Source organism: Agarivorans sp. QJM3NY_29 (assembly GCF_050870835.2).
GTDB lineage: Bacteria > Pseudomonadota > Gammaproteobacteria > Enterobacterales > Celerinatantimonadaceae > Agarivorans.
The window spans coordinates 4090203-4109512 of the sequence record NZ_CP194036.2 but is presented as its reverse complement, the minus strand read 5'-3'; the positions used below and the strand labels follow the sequence as shown (position 1 = coordinate 4109512).

The 19310-nt window shown below is 35.5% G+C and carries 16 protein-coding genes; 14 read left to right on the top strand and 2 right to left on the bottom strand.

Annotated features, from left to right (window positions below; all coding sequences use genetic code 11):
- The first annotated feature begins 36 nt into the window (after window positions 1-36).
- The 7 genes from ACRRS0_RS18495 (at window position 37) to ACRRS0_RS18465 (ending at window position 5480) form a co-directional block, all read left to right on the top strand.
- Window positions 37-1374 (top strand): DNA adenine methylase, encoded by a 1338-nt coding sequence (locus ACRRS0_RS18495; protein ID WP_432451735.1) that lies wholly within the window; start codon window positions 37-39, stop codon window positions 1372-1374.
- Window positions 1375-1438: 64 nt separating this feature from the next.
- Window positions 1439-2197: a DNA-methyltransferase gene (locus ACRRS0_RS18490; protein WP_432451736.1), complete on the top strand. Its 759-nt coding sequence runs from the start codon at window positions 1439-1441 to the stop codon at window positions 2195-2197.
- A 66-nt stretch (window positions 2198-2263) separates the two neighbouring features.
- A complete protein-coding gene (locus tag ACRRS0_RS18485) occupies window positions 2264-3001 on the top strand; it encodes a hypothetical protein (protein ID WP_432451737.1) in 738 nt (245 codons plus the stop codon).
- 8 nt (window positions 3002-3009) lie between these two features.
- On the top strand, window positions 3010-3636 hold the full coding sequence (locus ACRRS0_RS18480) for a hypothetical protein (protein ID WP_432451738.1): 627 nt from the start codon (window positions 3010-3012) through the stop codon (window positions 3634-3636).
- A gap of 11 nt (window positions 3637-3647) precedes the next feature.
- Complete coding sequence (locus ACRRS0_RS18475) at window positions 3648-4382, top strand: N-6 DNA methylase (RefSeq protein ID WP_432451739.1); 735 nt, start codon at window positions 3648-3650, stop codon at window positions 4380-4382.
- A gap of 109 nt (window positions 4383-4491) precedes the next feature.
- Window positions 4492-4833, top strand: coding sequence for a hypothetical protein (locus tag ACRRS0_RS18470; RefSeq protein ID WP_432451740.1), 342 nt, complete (start codon window positions 4492-4494; stop codon window positions 4831-4833).
- Between the two features lie 167 nt (window positions 4834-5000).
- Window positions 5001-5480: a pentapeptide repeat-containing protein gene (locus ACRRS0_RS18465; protein WP_432451741.1), complete on the top strand. Its 480-nt coding sequence runs from the start codon at window positions 5001-5003 to the stop codon at window positions 5478-5480.
- Here ACRRS0_RS18465 and ACRRS0_RS18460 read toward each other — a convergent pair.
- A complete protein-coding gene (locus ACRRS0_RS18460) occupies window positions 5448-6545 on the bottom strand; it encodes a hypothetical protein (RefSeq protein WP_432451742.1) in 1098 nt (365 codons plus the stop codon). The genes ACRRS0_RS18465 and ACRRS0_RS18460 overlap by 33 nt on opposite strands.
- Window positions 6546-6679: 134 nt before the next feature.
- On the opposite strand from ACRRS0_RS18460, the gene ACRRS0_RS18455 reads away from it, so the two are divergent.
- Window positions 6680-7764, top strand: a protein-coding gene (locus ACRRS0_RS18455) for an IS3 family transposase (RefSeq protein WP_432451743.1) whose coding sequence is annotated in 2 segments (ribosomal slippage) — window positions 6680-6929 and window positions 6929-7764 — 1086 coding nt in all. Because the reading frame shifts where the segments join, the coding sequence is not laid out codon by codon here.
- A gap of 34 nt (window positions 7765-7798) precedes the next feature.
- Here the strand turns inward: ACRRS0_RS18455 and ACRRS0_RS18450 are convergent.
- Window positions 7799-9436 (bottom strand): hypothetical protein, encoded by a 1638-nt coding sequence (locus tag ACRRS0_RS18450; RefSeq protein WP_432451744.1) that lies wholly within the window; start codon window positions 9434-9436, stop codon window positions 7799-7801.
- A gap of 228 nt (window positions 9437-9664) precedes the next feature.
- On the opposite strand from ACRRS0_RS18450, the gene ACRRS0_RS18445 reads away from it, so the two are divergent.
- From ACRRS0_RS18445 to ACRRS0_RS18420, 6 genes are all read left to right on the top strand, one after another.
- Window positions 9665-12010 (top strand): hypothetical protein, encoded by a 2346-nt coding sequence (locus ACRRS0_RS18445; RefSeq protein ID WP_432451745.1) that lies wholly within the window; start codon window positions 9665-9667, stop codon window positions 12008-12010.
- A 123-nt stretch (window positions 12011-12133) separates the two neighbouring features.
- Window positions 12134-12370, top strand: coding sequence for an HTH-like domain-containing protein (locus ACRRS0_RS18440; protein ID WP_017035588.1), 237 nt, complete (start codon window positions 12134-12136; stop codon window positions 12368-12370).
- A gap of 5 nt (window positions 12371-12375) precedes the next feature.
- The gene (locus ACRRS0_RS18435) at window positions 12376-15699 is read left to right on the top strand and encodes a helicase-related protein (protein WP_432451746.1); all 3324 of its coding nucleotides are present in this window, start codon (window positions 12376-12378) and stop codon (window positions 15697-15699) included.
- Window positions 15699-16547 carry a DUF4391 domain-containing protein gene (locus ACRRS0_RS18430; protein WP_432451747.1) on the top strand — a complete coding sequence of 283 codons (849 nt, stop codon included), beginning with the start codon at window positions 15699-15701 and terminating at the stop codon, window positions 16545-16547. The genes ACRRS0_RS18435 and ACRRS0_RS18430 overlap by 1 nt, the downstream gene beginning before the upstream one ends.
- A 303-nt stretch (window positions 16548-16850) precedes the next feature.
- Window positions 16851-17486, top strand: a complete 636-nt coding sequence (locus ACRRS0_RS18425) for a hypothetical protein (RefSeq protein ID WP_432451748.1) — start codon at window positions 16851-16853, stop codon at window positions 17484-17486.
- Between the two features lie 8 nt (window positions 17487-17494).
- On the top strand, window positions 17495-19309 hold the full coding sequence (locus ACRRS0_RS18420; RefSeq protein WP_432451750.1) for a site-specific DNA-methyltransferase: 1815 nt from the start codon (window positions 17495-17497) through the stop codon (window positions 19307-19309).
- Window position 19310: the final 1 nt, after the last annotated feature.

Genomic DNA, 19310 nt, shown 5'->3' with positions numbered 1-19310 from the left:
AACACTGGAAGTTGCATAACTAAAAGAGAGCTAATTATGAATAATATCAATGAAAAAAAAGTAAAAAACAAACACAAGACTATTCAATATATGGGTAACAAAAAGGAATTACTAACGTTTCTTGATTCTTCACTGCAAGACTTTCTCATTAACGTTGCAAAAGATAATAACTGTAAAAGTTTCTTCGATGCATTTTCAGGTTCAGGTCAGGTTGCTAACTACTTCAAAGACCAATTTGAAGTTACAACGAATGATAAACAAGCGTTTACAAAAGTTATCAACGATGCATTTCTATGTTCAAAAGCAAGCAAGGAACGAATTGCAGAACTAATTGAAAGAATGAATAACATTCCAGATTTTTACTTCAATCAAACAGATGGTTGGTTCACAAAAACCTACTCTAGAGAGTTAGAAGATTCACCTGTTGATTCAGATGGAAATCGTAAGGTTTGGCTAACTAAGAATGCAAAGCGTATTGATATATACAGGCATATCTTAGAGGTGTGGTTACAAGCAGGAAAAATTGATCAGGACGAAAAGAACATTCTGATGGTTTCGCTAATTTTGGCTGTTAATAGCATTTCAAATGTCATGGGGCATCAAAACGGATATTTGAAAGATTGGTCTGCTAAATCACAGAAAGACATTCTATTAGAAACTCCTGAGTTTGAATCAAACCACACATTCAATCACAAGAATTTTCAGGGTGATGTTTTTGAAACGCTTAGAAAAGTCAGTGCCGATATTACTTACTTCGATCCGCCCTATGGAACGAACAACGAGAAAGTTTCTTGTTCGGTGCGCTACTCATCGTTCTATCACCTGTGGAATACGATTGTTGAAAACAGCCGTCCTGAGATTTTTGGTAGAGCTTCAAAACCAACTAAAACTAAGGGCTTTACCGAGCCACTAGAGCAGAACAAAAAAGAATCTGTGATGCCTTTGTTTGTGCGAATGATCGAAGAATCAAAATCAAAATATGTGAGCTTTTCTTACTCGAATAAAAGCCTACTAACCGCAGAAGATTTTGAAGAAGTATTTCGTTTGGCTGGCTGTGATATGGATACATTCCGTATCTATTACACAAATCATAAAACCAATAGTCAGGCTAAATCTGCAATGAAATCAGGTGATTTTATTGCTAGAAAAAATGACAAAGAAGAGTTGTTTGAATTTTTTATTATTGCCAAGAAAAAATCTTGCTTATCTCTAATCGACTTAAACATTGAAAAAACCAAAAAAGAAAAAGCAATTCGTTGGATTTCTACAACACCTTCAGACTATTCGATTAAAGATAAAGTTTATGGATTCTTTTATGACAAGACAGAAAATATGTTTGTTCAAAATATATGTCAACTTAATAACGCAGCATAAAGATTTAAAGGAGGGGAAGACTTAACCGCAACATTGGATGTTGCCTAAATATAGAGAGAAAAATATGAAAATTTACAATCAAGATGTTTTAGAAGTAATGAAAGATATGAGTGATGAAAGTGTCGATTTAGTCGTTACAGATCCACCATACAAGATCGTAACAGGCGGTTGCAAAGTGAATGGAGACACTTCAAAAAATCCTTCAGGAATGCTTAATCGAGGTATTGCAGCTAATGACCTTAAATCGAAATGGATTAATAAATCGAACGTTGAATTTATTAGAAGTGGTTCTTTGTTTAAGCATAACAAAATCAAATTTAGTGATTGGATGCCAGAAGTCTTTAGAGTTTTGAAAAATCAAACTCACGCATATTTTATGGTAAACGATAGAAACTTAAACGAGCTTATGACTGAGGCAATCAAGGCAGGTTTCAAGCTTCAGAATGTTCTTGTTTGGAAGAAGAACAATGCAACGCCTAACAAATACTACATGAAGAACTGTGAGTTCATTGTGATGTGTCGTAAGGGTAAAGCAAAGAACATTGTGAATATGGGAACAAAGAACGTTCTTGAAGTGAATAACATTATTGGTTCTAAAACGCACCCCACTGAAAAGCCTGTCGATCTATTAGAGATTTTAATCAGGAATAGCTCTAAACAAGGTGATGTAATTTTTGAACCATTTCTAGGGACCGGGAGCACTTTAGTTGCAGCTCAAAATCTTGGAAGAAACGGAATAGGTGTTGAAGTAGATGAACAGTATTTTGAAATTGCACAGAAACGATTACAGCCAGTTTATGAAGAACTTAAGCAAGCAGCATAAAGATTTAAAAAGAGAGGAAGACTTAACTGAAACAGCGGATGTTTCACTAATGATAGAGAGAAAACTATGAATATCGAAAAACACGTAATACAAACAGCTAAAAAATATAAAGAAAAACCTGAAGAGATTTTCAAGAAGTTCATCGAAATGACTTATCAACTCAATGCTACAACAACTTATGACATTAAGTATAAGTATCTTGAAGCTGAACAATTGGAATTCAGATTGTTACTTTTAAGAGCCGTTAGAGAGAACCCATTCACTGATGTTCTTGGTGAAGCAATGATGAACATTATTTCGTTTGATAAGAAAGGTTTAGGGCAATGTATGACTCCAAATGATATTTCATATCTTGTGGGTAGCATTCAATCAGAAATTCATCTTCGTAATTGTCCTGATAAAAAAGAAATTAATTTTTCTGATGATTGTGGATGTGGCACAGGTGGTTTGATTCTTAGTATGTTTGGAAGGTTGATGAAAAGTAATGCTGAAACCCTAAACATTTTGGTCAATGACATAGACATATTGATGGTGAAAATAGCATTGATTCAGCTTCAGTATAACGATGGTATTCACAATCCCGACAAGGCTAAAGAAGTGAATATTCTTGCTTATAACGGTAATACGCTCACTGATTATGATAAGCCTGAAAACCTTGTTTTTCATCCTAACCCTAGATTGATCCAAGAACCTTATGTAAAGGGCTATTACGAGCATATAGACCAGCTTCAGAGAGAAGATGTTTTCTCAACTCTTCTGAAAATATTTAAAGATAACGAACAACAAAATAACAAAGCAGCTTAGGAGATTATATGAGTTATTACATAGTAGAAAAAGACAGGATTATTCTATCAGGAAACACTGACACTCTGATGGTTGAAAAAGATTGTTGCGACATAGAATATTTTGAAATTGAACCAGAAGATATTTTTCAATTGTTAAAGATAAGAAAAACAATTTATAACCTCGATTGGAATTACAATTTATTCACTGATGGAAACGCTTGTGAAGGGGAGCACTTGATTGAGAGTGATGATAGACCAGTAATTCTCAATTTTACTGAAGGAACTCTTTATGATCCATTTTTCGTATTCACAGCAATTAATGGGAAACAATATTATGTTCAAGATATTTATCTATGTGATTTTCAACTTTATAGAGTTTTAAATTTCACGAAAGAAGAACTACATACAATTTGGTTGAGCGTAGAGAAAGGTCAAATTTTTGATGACCTTATTAACGATGCTTTATTCAGATATACATATGATGTTGAAGAAGAGATCGCTCTTTCAAGAATTACTGATGTGCCACCAGATGGAGCGATTCACATTGATGATGAGTTTTTTGAACACCTAGAGTCAGGTGAATATCAGAAGTTTTTAGAAGAAGTTTTAGAAATTGATTTAATACAAGAAATAACTAACCCAAAAGCAGCTTAGGAGCAAATATTATGAAAAACGAAACGAAACAACTAGCAAAAATTATCACTAAAACGGCTGACAAATACGGTCAATCAACAGATAGAATCTTGTCTGATTTTGTTGAAATGACATATCAATACGCTGTCACTGGAACATACAGTCAGAACTATGCTTTTATGCAGATTGAGCATAATAAGTTTCTTACTTATCTCATGAACTCGATGAAGAAACGACCTTATTTTGACTATTTCGCTGAACTTATGGTAGAGCTAAACAAGTTCGATAAAAAGAAAATGTGCCAGTGCATGACACCGCCAGAAGTTGTATCTGCAATAACTCTTATTCTTAATAGTAAAAGTTCGAAGCAGAGAATGGGCGAACCTACCTGTGGCACTGGCTCGTTTGTTCTGGAATTGGTCAAGAACCACGTTGAGTTAAAAGACCCAGAAAAATCTTTTGAGCTTATTATTAATGATCTTGATGAACGATTAATTAAAATCGCAGTTATACAGTGCTTGTTCAACCTTATGGTAAACAATGTTGACCAACTCCCCGATATTCAAATCACAGCTTATCAAAATGATTTAATCAAAGAGTATAAGAAAAATGGCCGTATCGTTTACGCTAACGACCCGAACCGAATCACAGATCCTTATGTGATGCGCTTTTTAGAGCATAAGCGAGAGCAAGAGTTTCACAGAAAGATGTTAGATTTACTTTCTGGTTCTCATCCACATTCTGATGAAGGTAAAGAGGCAGCATAAATTGAGAATTTATCGAATCTGGACAAACAAAAGAGATTTTGAGCGTATCTTTAACGAACGTCCTGAACGCTGTAAATATGAGTTCTACCTAATCACGGAACGAAGAGACATGTTTCGTGATCTGGCAGTAGACAAGTTTTATATTAATGAATTGCTTGAAGAAGCAAATCATACTGATATGGCTCTTACTGAACTTGAACCATTAGTGATTGAAAAGCTCTTTTCTGAACGTATTTATCAAGTGCATTTAGTTGATGAAGACGAGCAAGAACAAGCTCTGAATGAGGTTGCATTGAAAGTTTCTAATGCGATTGAATCAAAGTATAACGATGTTTTAGATCTTGAGGTTTTACCATTTCAGATCTATGAACCAGAATACAGAAAAGAAGCGATTGATGATGCGTGGGAATCAGGGATTTCACTCTATGAATACGAAGAAAGTTTTTTATAAAATAAATTATTTTAAAATTACTTATCAGAAAAAGAACCTAGAACTGGTTCTTTTTTTTTAACTTTTATTATGTAAATGAAAAGTATCATATCAAGCTATTGATTAACCGTTTTTTTATGTCATAACAGTATATGTTGACAGATATAATTAAACGAGGATTAAGAACAATGGAAGTAAAATCAAGAGAACACTTTATAGAGCTTTGGAACGGTGGACAAAGAAATTTTTCAAATTATAGATTTGAAAACAACATGGATTTATCGAACCTTAAAATGGACAAACTAATCGCAAGAAATGCAACGATGACAGGCGTTGACGTTACAGGTTCAAGTCTCAATGGGGCGAAGATGAAAGGGGCTTTTATCTATAACTCAGTTTGGAGAGGTACAGAAGCAAACAACATTGATATTTCTGAATGTTGTATCAGCAACTCAATCATTGAAAACAGTGAATTTAGAAATGCAAATTGCACTAAGACAAGTTATAAATTTGTCGATCTAGAGCAACTAAGATTATGTAACTTTGAAGGTGCAAAAATCAGAGGTAGTGAACTCGATTTCTTCAAGATTAACAGCAATAACATATCGCTAGGCGTATTGGCTGGAAGCATGATTCTAGTGATTGGTATGGCGATTGGATGCTTTTAAGATTCGATTGTAATCTGATTTCAGCTTAGTGATCGAAGGTTTGATTTTAACGTCAATACTATAATAATCGTAGTTTCGTTTTTTCAGTATGAACTCTTTTAGCTGTTCAGCAAAATCTTCATCACGATTTTCTGGTTCATCACTGAAGTAAGCACTATCTACAGCATCTTCAAAAACACAGGCATTATCGACTATAAAAATATATTCATTTTCTAGGTCAGTTGTAACCGTAAATTCTTGATTGAGATTTGCGGTTTTAAACGTAGATTTAAGCTCTGTTCCAAGTTCTGATATACCGACCCATCGAACACCAAGATCATGAGGTAGAAACGCAGGAGCAACTTTGATTCTCGCATCACCACGAACATAATCAGCTAATGAAAAATCGTGTTCTTCAACATAGAACTGAAAGTCATAAACCGATTCTAAACGATTATTATAAACACATTCATCACGTATAAAATACATATCGGACGCAGGTAAAGTATCAGCGTATTGCTCAAAAAGGAGCGTATAAATTTCGCTGTTCTGGTCGATATACGTTTTCTTGTATGGTTCAAAAAAATCTTCAATCACAAGAAAATAGCTGAAGGTATTAAGATAATTATTACTGAGTGAATTCTTGTAATCTTCACATTCATAACAGATTCTATCAATGCTCGATTTGTAAAGAACAACTCCTTTATCGACAAAAGCGATAAAATCTTCTCTGTGCTCATTCAGTTCAATAGAACGTTCAACATAAGAAATATTGAGCTGTTCTAAGATTTTCTTTGAAGTTGATTCAGGGATTTCATCAAAAAAGAAAACACCTTGTTCTGTGATGATTTCAAGCTCTGTAATCGGTTTTGAGCTGTCATAAACCACAACGTCAATCTGTGCTAGTATTTCATCTAATTCACTCTCATGTTGGCTTACAAAGCTTTTTATGGTGAATTTAGAATCTGAATCATCAATGAGTTTTCGATGGTGCTGAATAAATCCTTTCAGAGAACGACAAGAAGCCTCATTAGTAAGTAATGAAGCTTTTGGATTATTCATCAATGTTTCAATCTTGATGTTCATAAAACCTCTTTGATTTTACATCCTTAGAGAGCGAGATTTTTTCTTTTGTGGTGCATCAACCTTGGTAATCCCCCCGAAAATTAATCCCATGCAAAAGTAGAATTTTCTCGTATAGTAAATACAGGAGATTCAACATGAAAAAGTCACGTTACACGGACAGTCAGATCTTATCTATTCTCAAGCAGGCTGAGGCTGGTACACCTGTTCCTGAGCTCTGTCGTGAGCATGGAATGAGCAACGCAACCTTTTACAAGTGGCGTTCGAAATACGGCGGTATGGACGCATCCCTTATGGCGCGGATGAAAGAACTCGAAGATGAAAATCGACGGCTTAAAAAGATGTATGCGGAAGAACGCCTTAAAGCAGAGGTGATCTCAGAGGCGATGGCAAAAAAGTGGTGAAGCCCTGTGAGCGTCGATTGATGGCTCAGCGTTCGGTGGCGAACTATCACATCAGCATTAAAAGTGCATGCTATTGGTTTGGGATCAGCGAGACCTGCTATCGCTATAAATCGAAGCTTCAACCTGAGAATGAGTTGATAGCTCAGGAGTTAGTAACGCTGTGCAACAGTGAAGACTGCTCTGACTGGGGCTTTGGCCTGTGTTTTCACCATTTGCGGAACGTTAAAGGGTATACATGGAACCATAAGCGGGTTTATCGGATCTACTGCGAATTGGCTCTAAACTTACGTATTAGGCCAAAACGACGCCTGAATCGCCATACGCCAGAGCCTCTTAAAGAGCCGATTAAAACAAACCAAGTTTGGTCCGTGGACTTTATGCATGATCAGCTATCTGATGGCCGGAAGTACCGTTTATTCAATGTGATAGATGATTACAAACGTGAAGGTCTGGCGTCAGAACCTGATTTTTCAATGCCCACAGTACGAGTCACTCGGATCTTAGAGCAGCTCATCGAACAACGAACCAAACCTGTTGCGATCCGCTGCGACAATGGTCCTGAGTTCATTAGCCATGCGTTTATTAAATGGGCCAACAACCACGACATTCGAATCGATTATATTCAGCCAGGAAACCCACAACAAAACGCCTATATAGAAAGGTTCAACCGTACTATGAGGTTTGGCTTAGTGAGTAAGTATTTGTTTGACACACTTGAAGATGTTCAAGATCGGGCGACCCAATGGTTATGGTTCTACAATCATCAACGACCACACCTTGCAAATGGAGGGTTCCCACCACTAAAAACGGCAGCATGAATTCTACGAATAAATGCGGTTAATAATGGGAGGATTACCCCTTAAGTTCTTCAGAGTTTATTTTTCTATTTATTTCGTCATTACTTAAAGACTTATGATTAAGCTTTGATTTTGCTTCAACAAGATTAGTCAAAGACAAATAAAGATCTTGATCACTAGGGTTAGAATCAGGATTAGCACTATCTACAGCATCTTCAAAAACAGAAATATCATCAAATAACATTTCATCTTTTTGCTTGTGATGGGTAATAACAAACATATAATCAAATTTCGGAACTTTAAAATCTGCTACAACTTTACCTGATTCAAACTTCATATCATCAAGCTTTACACCATAGACTGATTCAAGCTTTTCCTCTTCAATCTCACAGATTTTTTTCAAGGCAAAGTCTTCATCGACTTTTAAAAATATAGCGGTTGTCGCATCACCATGACAATCAGGTTTTTTCTCGAACACTTGGTAGTATTGACCTTTCAGTTCAACAAAACCTTTCTGATGATCTTCTCTAACAAGATAATCTATATCACCTTCTAAATCTTTAAACTGGAATGTGATTTTGTCAGAACTGAAGTTAAATTTTGATTGAGCATCTTCAAACAAAGCTTTTTGCTCAAGATTTTTTTCTGGTATGACAAACGCAATCATATTCTGGTGATTAACCAAATAACCTTCTTCAATCTCACAATCACCAAATCTAAGAATGTTGTTTGAGAGCGTTTCTACTTGTTCAGATAGAGTTCTATTATCTTCATTGTTATGCATTTCCATAACACGATATGAAGGAAGTGTTTCATTCAATTCAATAGCTAAATCATTTTGTAATTTATTTATATCATTAAGTTTTCGTTGTGGTGAATTTGAATGTTGTTCTAGAATATAATCTGTAAAACTTATATCGCCAATGACTAGTTCATCATCTTTTACAAGATTGAAATCTAGGTCATAAACAGAACCTTGGTGAACATAGAATGATTCTTCATCCATTAACCAATGAACATCAGCATGTTTCATTTCAAACATTGAATATGTATCAGTTGATTTGTCGATATCTATAACGTCAATATCTAAGTGTAACCTCTGATTTTTAGGTAGTTTTGCAACTAAATCTAGAGCCTGATGAAGTTGTTTTTCAGAAGCTTCACCATCAAATCTTTCAACTTGAAATTCGATAAACTCAGTAAGACTATAGTTTGTGTTATTTGCTTCTGACTTGAAAATTAATTTATCATTATCTATATAAGATATATATTTTTCACATTCGTAAATGTCTAGTTCTTCAAAGTCTAAATCGGTATTGCCAGCAAAATATTTTACTTCTAACCCATCTAATATTTTTTCTGTTGTTTCTAAGTCGCAATCTTCAAAATCTATTTTATGATAACGTCTCTCAAAACTAACTTTTGAATGAAGTAAGTCATTTGGGTCTAAATCAATTGTAAAACCGTCCTTCCTGTTTTTTTCTACTGCATAATCAAAGTGGTGCAAGAAATCTTCGTAAACTTCATCATCATCAAGATCATAATTAAAACCATATTTTTCTTCAAACTCATCTAAACTTGAAGAATTCTCTGTGATTTCAATGCACCATTCTTTTATATATTCTCTTTCTGTAACTAAGTTCCCATATAATTCAAAATACAAGCCTTTTTCTTTGTCTTTTAATTGTTTCATTTTTATTCTCCTGTAAGTGTTACCCCTTATAATATTTATACTACTAACAAAATGTTTGTAAAATATATGTTCAAAATAATATTGTAAATATAATTAAATTTCAATAAAAATATTATAATGCTAATGTTTTTCAAGGTTTGTAATATAATGATTTAAGAATCGTTGATTAAAATAATATTCATGATAAATGTAATATATCAGGTTAGATATATTAATAAGGATATTGTAATGATTTTTAAAATGACAAAGGTTGCATTTACAGTCGATAATTTCAAACATCATGTTATGTATGTTATTTCAGAGAAAAACAAAAGAGAGATTGCAAAAGATAGATTCAACTTATTATTTAAGGGTAACAAGCATATGTCAGATCTTGGGGCTTATCTAAAAAGCGAAGGACAAGATATGACATATGACGAGATTGAACAGGTTGTTGAAAAGTATTGTCAAGATAATCACAATCACATTTTTCATACTTATGTGAAGCACAGTAATAAGAGTAGTTGTTTAGACTATAAAAATGAGTGTCATACAGCTACAGGTGAAGACGGTATTCACTACGAGAAAGGGAACTGCACTTATAAATTGCATGAACGCCAGCGCATCAAAGACAATCTGAAAAATGGTGTATTGGAGGGCAAAGATAACAAGTGCAAAATTGATAAAGATCTAGTCGAGATCTTGAAAGGTCTTAATACAGAAGAAGAAAAGATGAGCGCAATCAACACTTATATGAGTGCTGACATAATCGCTATGTATATGAATGAAACGAAAAAACAGCGTGGCATCAAAGGACGAAAAACCAAAGCTAGTGATATTGAAAAGATGAGTAATGAGCATATCGTTGGTGAAGAAAATCCACACGACCATTTTATGTTTGCTCCTTTCGATCCTGTTTCTGGACGATTTTTAAATCCAATTTCTTATTCATATACAAAGCAAAAGGTTCACATTGCCTTTGAGAAGAAATATTCATGGTGTCTAGATCAAGGTATCGCAATCGGATACTGGAAGAAAGAAGGTCTGTTCGCTAGAAGAGAGTTCCTTAATGAGTGTATCGGTAATGGTCAAAACTGGAAAGAAGCTAGAAAGAGCTACAACGATCTTAAATCTAATATCCATAACGAACTTAGCAGTAGCAAATCAACAGCAGAGGTTATTGCATCACTTAAAGAAAAGGGTATACATCTAACACCTAAAAGTTTTGGAAAGATGAAAATCACACTAGACGATTCTAAAGTTGAACTGAATACCGCAAGCTTCAAAGGTAAAGATTTTGAAGTTGCAGTTAAAAAATTCACAGAACGATTTGACGCTGACAGGAATCTAAAATCAGGTCAAAAGGTCGATAAAATTGAAGATGTTCTGACTTCTATTATAGAAAAAACGAAAGTTGATTTAGAGCGTGATTTGAAGCTTACCACAACACCAGAACAACAGAAGCTTGCAAAGCTTCATGCTTTTAAAGAGTTTGAAATTCGTTGCCACAATGCAGGTTTGATTGTGAATCTGAACAAGCAAGGAAACATGGCGTATCACACGGTTCAGGACAATAACTTTAAGAAAAATGGAGTAATGGAAAACAACGCTAAACTGACTAAATTCAAGGCTTCAACGTTCATCAATCCAGAACTACAGGGTAAAAGCTTAATCTCGCTCTTTGACCTTGATGAAGAAGCAATTATGAAGCATCAAAACGAGTTGTTTGATGTTATGCCAAAGACTTTAAACTATCGTCAAACCGTCTATACAAACGTAGATCTGACATTGATGAATACAGTGGACCAGGAATGGTATTTGCAGAAACGCTTCACTGACTTGTTTGACTACTTTAACGCTGAAGCAAAACCTAATGAAGATGGATCATTATCATACTTTGATAAAACCACTGGTGAAGCAATAGCGAAAGAAAAACAAACTTCAGATACTACATGGACAACGACATGTAACATTGCAAATCCTAAAGCAGCAGGGGCGTTCATTGCTGCATTGCAGTTAGAAAGAGCAAGGGCATTAGGCGAGGGGCAGGTCTTAACTATCACTCCCCCTGAAGGATGCAATAATTTTGATCATTTACGTCATTTGCAAGTAGAGATGATGTTCTCAACAGATTCTAATAGTAATAAAGTTAGAGTCGAATACCCTAACAAAGCCACTGATGAACAACTTGAAAAGCTCATCGAACAGAGACTAGATAAAGAGCTTCAGCGATTTGATAAGAATGTTCAGAAATTCAGTAAGAACAAAACAAAATTTACTTTTACTGATGCGTCAGGTGTTCACCTATTACGAAACCCTGATTTCATCGACTACCAAGACAAGATTCAAGATCAGGTAAATCGTCAGATTGTCGATATGGTAACGAAAAACGGCATCACTGAAATCAAGTTCAGCAACAAAGATGATCGATACATCGAGAGAAACGAAAAGGCATTGTTGAAGCTTGTTGAATCGCTACCAGAAGATAAGAAAAAACTTGTCATAGAAGTGATTGAATCTCACAAAAACCAAGAAACTAAGAGCGTTCAGAACAGCAACAAGAAGAAAATCAAATCAACCAAACTTTCGTTGTGATTTTTTAGAAGAGAGCGTATTCGATATGCTTCTCTTCTGCTCAATAATATTCATATCCAATAGCTATTTTTGCAAAATTAGCTAAAATAGCTAGAAGTTGTTTCGACTCGTATTGGATACGTTATGAACAAAGAAATTATAGAAGAAATCAAGCTGGCACTCGCTTCAGCACCTCGTAATCAGTACATGACGGAGTTCTGTCTACAATCTATCAAATATGCTGATGAACTAAGCAATCTTACCGCAAGAGAATTTTGTGAAGAGTTGGGAATAAAACCTAGTTATGGCACAGAGTTTAGTAAGATGAGAAACCTTACCTCACGGCTTAAAGCTGCTGGTTTAGATACAAGGAAGATATAGTCAGTATGCTAATTGATAACGTAACAACTAAAGTATCAGAAACGCTTTCCAATTCGATTCAAGCGAACGATAAGCTGTCTGTAATGACGGGGCTTTTCTCCATCTATGCGTTCGATCATCTAAAAGATTCGTTGAGTCAGTTAGATTCAGCACGATTGTTATTCTCTCAAGCTAAAGGGTTCGATTCATTTGATTCACTAGGTAGTGAATCGCCTTTCGGTGCGCTGAATGGTACAGCGTTAGAAAACAAGTTCCGTAACCAGTTAAATCAAAAAGCAATAGCGCAAGAGTTTGCTCATTGGTTAGAGGAAAAGGCATCTGTTCGCTTAGTGCAACAAGCTGGAGCTGTTCATCAGCACATTACGCACGTAAATTCACATTCAGAATCAATAGCGATAAACGGTGCTCAATTCAATGGTCAAGGTATTGGATTAACAGAGTCGAATGGCTTTGACATGATTAGTCTTGCTAATGCAGATCAAGCTAAAGAGCTTTTAGGGTTCTTTAATAGAGTTTGGGGAAGCAAAGCACAAGTTAAAGACGCAAAGGCACTTCTACAAGCGGAGCTTGCCAAATTAACGACTGATCAAACACCACAGTTTATCTACTTCATTACGTTATATAATATTTTTAAAGACTTTGTGGGTGATCTGCAAGAAGACAAGATCCTAAAAACTAAAACAGGGTTTAAAGATACAATTGTCTGGAACAAGCTGTATAAGTTTCAGAAAGATGGTGTATTAGGTGCAATCGACAAACTTGAGCATTTTAACGGTTGTATCATCGCTGATAGTGTTGGTTTAGGTAAGACATTTGAAGCACTTGCCGTAATCAAGTATTACGAGCTTCGCAATGATAAGGTTCTTGTGCTTTGTCCTAAGAAGCTACGTGATAATTGGCTAATCTACACGCAGAACGACAAAAGAAACTTACTTTCTAGTGATCGCTTTAACTACGATGTTTTGAATCACACTGATATGAGTAGAACAGGTGGTTATTCTGGTGATATTAATCTTGAAACTATCAATTGGGGTAACTACGACCTTATCGTGATAGACGAATCTCATAACTTCAGAAACAACAATCCTAAGAAAGACGGTCGAAACCGTTACCAGAGATTACTTGAAGATATCATTCAGGCAGGGGTAAAAACGAAGGTATTGATGCTTTCTGCTACGCCTGTAAATAACCGTTTAAATGATATGAAAAACCAAGTAGCGTTTATCACTGAGGCGAATGACCAAGCTTTACATGATCACGGTATCAACAGTATTGAAGGGACGCTAAGACAAGCTCAAACTCGCTTCTCTAAGTGGGCTGAACAAGATCCTGATATTCGAACATCGAAAGACCTTTTAGACTCGATGAATTTCGATTATTTCAAATTACTGGATATTTATACAATAGCTCGTTCTCGTAAGCATATTGAAAAATATTATGGTACTGCTGATATAGGAAAGTTCCCGACTAGACTACTACCTGTCAACCTAAAAGCATCAATTGATCTTAAAGACCAGTTCCCTCCATTGGAAGAAGTGAATAAGACCATTAGAAGGTTATCACTTGCGTTCTACTCACCTATGAAATACGTGAGAATGGATAAGAAAGCTGAATATGCGAGACGATATGACCAAGAGGTTAAAGGCGGTAAAAGTGTATTTAAGCAAGTAGACCGTGAAGAAAGCTTGATCCATCTTATCCGTATCAATCTTCTTAAGCGTATGGAAAGCTCAATCCATTCGTTCACGCTAACATCAGAAAAAGTGCTTACTCAGGTAGATACACTACTAAACAAAATTCATAATTTTAACGCTAACATCAAGCCTAATCTTAGTGATGAACTAACAGAAGAGTTTGTTGCTCCGCCAATAGAAGAGATTGATGAGCTAGAGTTTAACTCACCAGAACTCGCTCCATATCTAATTGGTAATAAAACCAAAGTCCGTATTCAAGATATGGATTTGGTTCGATTCGCTCAAGATCTTGAAGCTGATAGAGTATTTCTTCAGGAAATCGTTCGAGTTTCAAAAAGCATTAACTCAGATCGTGATGCAAAACTTTCTATGTTGAAAGAAGCGTATCTTGAGAAATGCAAGAACCCGATAAATGGTAATAATAAAAAAGTTATTATCTTTACTGCTTTTGCCGATACAGCAGAGTATCTATACAAAAACTTATCATCTTGGGCTTCACAAGAGTTGGGTCTTCACTCAGCCATTATTACAGGTCAACGCACTGAAACGACCTTGCGTGGAACGGATGGTAAAAAGTTCAAAACTGACCTGAATAGCCTTTTAACTCATTTCTCACCTAAATCAAAAGAGCGTGAAAAAGTCTTTCCAGAGTTTAAAGAAGAAGTCGATATTCTAATAGCTACCGATTGTATCTCTGAGGGTCAGAACCTTCAGGATTGTGATTACTTAATCAACTATGACATTCATTGGAATCCAGTTCGTATCATTCAGCGTTTTGGACGTATAGACCGTTTAGGTTCTGTAAATGATGTGATTCAGCTTGTTAATTTTTGGCCAAACATGGAATTGGATGAGTATATCAATCTTGAAGCAAGAGTTAGTGGGCGAATGGTACTACTTGATATTTCAGCAACGGGTGAAGAAAACGTTATAGAGCAAGACCCTAAAATCAATAAAGGAATGAATGATTTAGAGTATCGCAGAAAGCAACTTGAGCAACTTCAAAATGCAGTTGTTGATCTTGAAGAAATTTCAGGTGGTGTATCTATTACTGATTTGACTCTAAATGATTTTAGGATGGACTTGTCTGGGTTCTTGAGTAGCAAAGAGAATGACAATACTGGTGTATTGGAACAATCACCAATAGGTTTGTTTGCGCCAGTGGTTATAGACAAAGAAGCATTTGAATCAGAATCGAGTCAGTTTTCAGGTCTTGGTGATGAGATTGAATCAGGCGTGATCTTTTGTCTAAAAGACATTAAAGGAAAAGTTCAAGTTGAAGAAAGCTATTCACTTGCACCTTACTATCTTGTCTATATTTCTGATGAAGAAGAAATTTTACTTTCGTTTACTCAGTCAAAACAGATCCTCGATCTATGTAAAAAACTAGGCTCAGAGTTAACCAATATTGACCAATCAACAGACGCTTACAATCAGTTTTCAAGACGTTCTCAAAACGGTAAACAAATGAGGCATTACCAGAATCTTCTCGCTAAAGCGGTAGAAAACATTGCTGGTAAGAGTGAAGAAATTGGAGCAACGAGTCTCTTCAATAGAGGTGGAACGGTCTTATCTGCATCAAGCACTCAAAACGTCAATGATTTTGAAGTTGTTAGTTACATGGTGATCTTGTAATGGAGCTAATTAACTTTAGAAATAACGATAAAACAGAACATAGCAGTTTGATTGAAAAGGTTTGTGAGAATTTAGCCCTTCCTGATTCAACGTTCCTTGGCACTCGTATCACTAAGAAGATGCTGGTGGATAACAATGAGCTGAGTAGTAATGATAAAAAGCTAGTAACGGACGTTATTCAATCTATCGAGTGGCAGAACACCCTTAAGCCAGAAACACTCAATGTTCCTATTTATGTAACTGATACCGTTGAGTACATAGAGATAGCGGTAATTCGTGTTGTACTGAAAAGTGAAATCAAGAATAAAACCAAACTCAAGAATGTAGCCAAGCTCTTACATACGCTGATTCCTTATCCAGTGATTTTACTTTTAGAACTAGGTGAAGAACTAGCGATAAGCCTAGCCGATAAGCGTATCAACCAAGCAGACAAGAGTAAGCTGGTTATTGAGCATATCTACAACAGTGATTGGTTAAGTTCAACGAGCTTAACGGAAAATGAGAATAATTTTCTTAATGATTTTTCACTGAAAAATGTTTCAAGCCTTAACTACTTTGAGCTTTATCAAGACTTCATTTCAATGCTAATAGCTCTTGACGTTAGTTGTCTATCAGGAGTATATCGAACAAAGAGCATTCAAGGTGATTTAACTGAACTTAAGTTTGTAGCAAAAAGTAATGAAGATAAAACGATTTTGCTTCATAAGTTGGCGACTCTTGAAGCTGATTTAACTGGAATAAGAAATAGACTAAAAAAAGAAACGCAGATGAATCAAAAATTGAAATTGAACGTGGAGGCTAAGAAAATCAAACTGTCGATAAACAAGATAAGGTCTTGTTTATCTTAGTCCTTTCTATATCAGGTCCATAGGGTATAATCAAGGCCTTTGGCCTTATGAATGAACCAAAAGTCATTTGTGCCGACATTAAAAATCTGGCTAGGATGACAAATTATGTACACACAAAAATCGGATTGGATAAACGACCATTTGGCGACTTCTAACTACTATGTATCTGATCACAGTTCATATAGTTCTAGGTTAGGGCTGCCTACTGAGGCGAAAGTAAGTCTGCGGTTTTTTGGCAATATTAGAATGGGTTATATCTTCCTATTGGCGATTAATGCACCTCGTAGCGTATGGAAAAGTTGTATGAATCAATCAGTGAAGGATCACTTGATACAACTAAATAAAATTACGAAACATAAAATTCCGCTACTAATCTTTTCGGATGATACACCCGATGAATTTGGCATCGTTGAAAGTAACTGGACTGGTCGTGTAGAGACAGGACAAGGCTTAAGAGAATTCTTTGCACAATTTGATAGCGACTTTTTATCGAATGTAGGAGATGCAAAACCAAAAAATAGATCTTACAACGATTCATTTCAAGCCTGGACTATCAGTAACTTATCACGATATCTTACGGTTAATGATATTGATGCGTTTGAGCTATCGTCTATAGACGATAGTTTGAATGTACTTGAGTTAAAGAGACCTAAAGAATCTTGTAAAACATGGCTACCTTATACTGATGATGCTGGAAATTATAAAGCAGGGAATTGGATGTCGAATAACTTGAGTAATACTACCTTTAAAACTATCGCATATAATGCAGATGAAAAAAGTACAATAGTGTTCTTAGACATCCGTTCAATTCAAGCGAATCAGTTATCTGGAAGCCTATACAGAGGTTCTATCGAAGCGATTGATTTAAGAAAACTAAATTGTATGAAAACTATGGAAGCTTTTTCTTCAACAAGAAGTAGAAGTTCACACTACAGATAAGAAAACTTATGAAAATTACAAAGAATGATACTGCAAGCAAAAGTTCAGAACTTGTCTCAGAAAACATTAAGTATTTGAAACAAATGTTCCCAAATGTTGTGAATGGAAATTCTGTTGATTTTGAAGCTTTAAAGATAGAACTTGGTAGTGAAGTCTCTGATAAAAATGAAAGGTTTGGTTTTACGTGGCCAGATAAGGACAAATGCAAGCAATTAGCGCTAAAACCCTCTACAGCAACGTTGAGACCTGTGTTTGATGCTGAAGGGGAATTGTCTGACAATATCTTTATTGAGGGAGATAACCTTGAGGTATTAAAAGTCCTTCAAAGAAGCTATCACAAAAAAATTGACTTGATATATATTGATCCACCATACAATACGGGTAAAGATTTTATTTATCCTGATAACTTTAAAGATAATGTAAAAAACTATCTTCAAATCACAGGGCAGATGGATTCTGATGGAAAAGCTACATCTTCTCAAACTGAAAAGTCAGGACGTTATCATACAAACTGGTTAAATATGATGTATCCAAGACTGAAACTAGCAAGGAATTTGTTGTCTGATGATGGCGTTATATTTATTTCTATTGATGATACAGAGCAAAGTAATCTAAGGTCGATATGTGATGAGATTTTCGGTGAAGATAACTTTATAAATAATATTATTTGGCAAAAGAAATACTCACCTTCAAATGATGCAAAATGGTTATCAGATAACCACGACTTTATTCTGTGTTATGCAAAAGATAAGTCTACGTGGAGACCAAACTTGCTTCCAAGAACTGATAAACAGAATTCAGCATATACGAATCGTGATGATGACCCTAGAGGACCTTGGAAAGCTGGTGATCTATCAGTTAAAACATATTCTGCGACTAGTGATTATGAGATAACAACGCCGTCTGGTCGAGTCGTATCACCTCCAGCAGGGGCTTGTTGGAGAGTTTCACGTTCTAAGTTTGCTGATATGGTAGCAGACAATCGAATCTGGTTTGGTGAAGCGGGGAACAATGTTCCAGCAATTAAACGTTTTTTAAGTGAAGTTAAACAAGGTATCACGCCTTTAACATTATGGACTTACCAAGAAGTTGGTCATAACCAAACAGCTAAACAAGAATTGAAAAAGCTGTTTTCAGAGACAAAAGATATTTTTGACACTCCGAAGCCTGTTTCTCTAATCAAGCGAATACTCGAAATAGGCTCAAAAAAAGATTCTATTGTTCTTGATTTTTTTGCTGGAAGCGGAACTACAGCTCAAGCTGTGATCGAAAAAAATGTAGAAGATAAAGGCGATAGAAAATTTATTCTTGTTCAGATACCTGAAGAAACAGGAAAAAAAGATTTCAAAACAATTTCTGATTTTACTCAAGAAAGAATTAATAGGGTTTGTAAAGCTAATGATATTCAAACCGCTCATACTTTTAAACTTGATGAGACAAATATCCGCCCTTGGGATGCAGACTTTGACAACCTTGAACAAGTCCTTCAGCAAGCAACTGAATCAATCAAGGCTGATCGTTCAAGCGAAGATGTTCTGTATGAAATATTCTTAAAGTATGGCTATGACCTAACCACACCTGTAGAAACAGAAGTGGTTAATGGAAATACTGTATTTATTGTTGGTGCAGGTGCTTTGATTGTTTGCCTAGATGATGAAATTACAGGTGAAACTGTAGAAGGTATCGCCAAGCTGAAAGAAGAACTTGATCCAGAAACTACCCAAGTTGTATTCAAAGATGCTGGATTTGCTGATAGCAACGTAAAAACAAATGCTATTCAGATCTTGAAGCAAGCTGGCATTGACGATGTTAAAAGCATTTAGG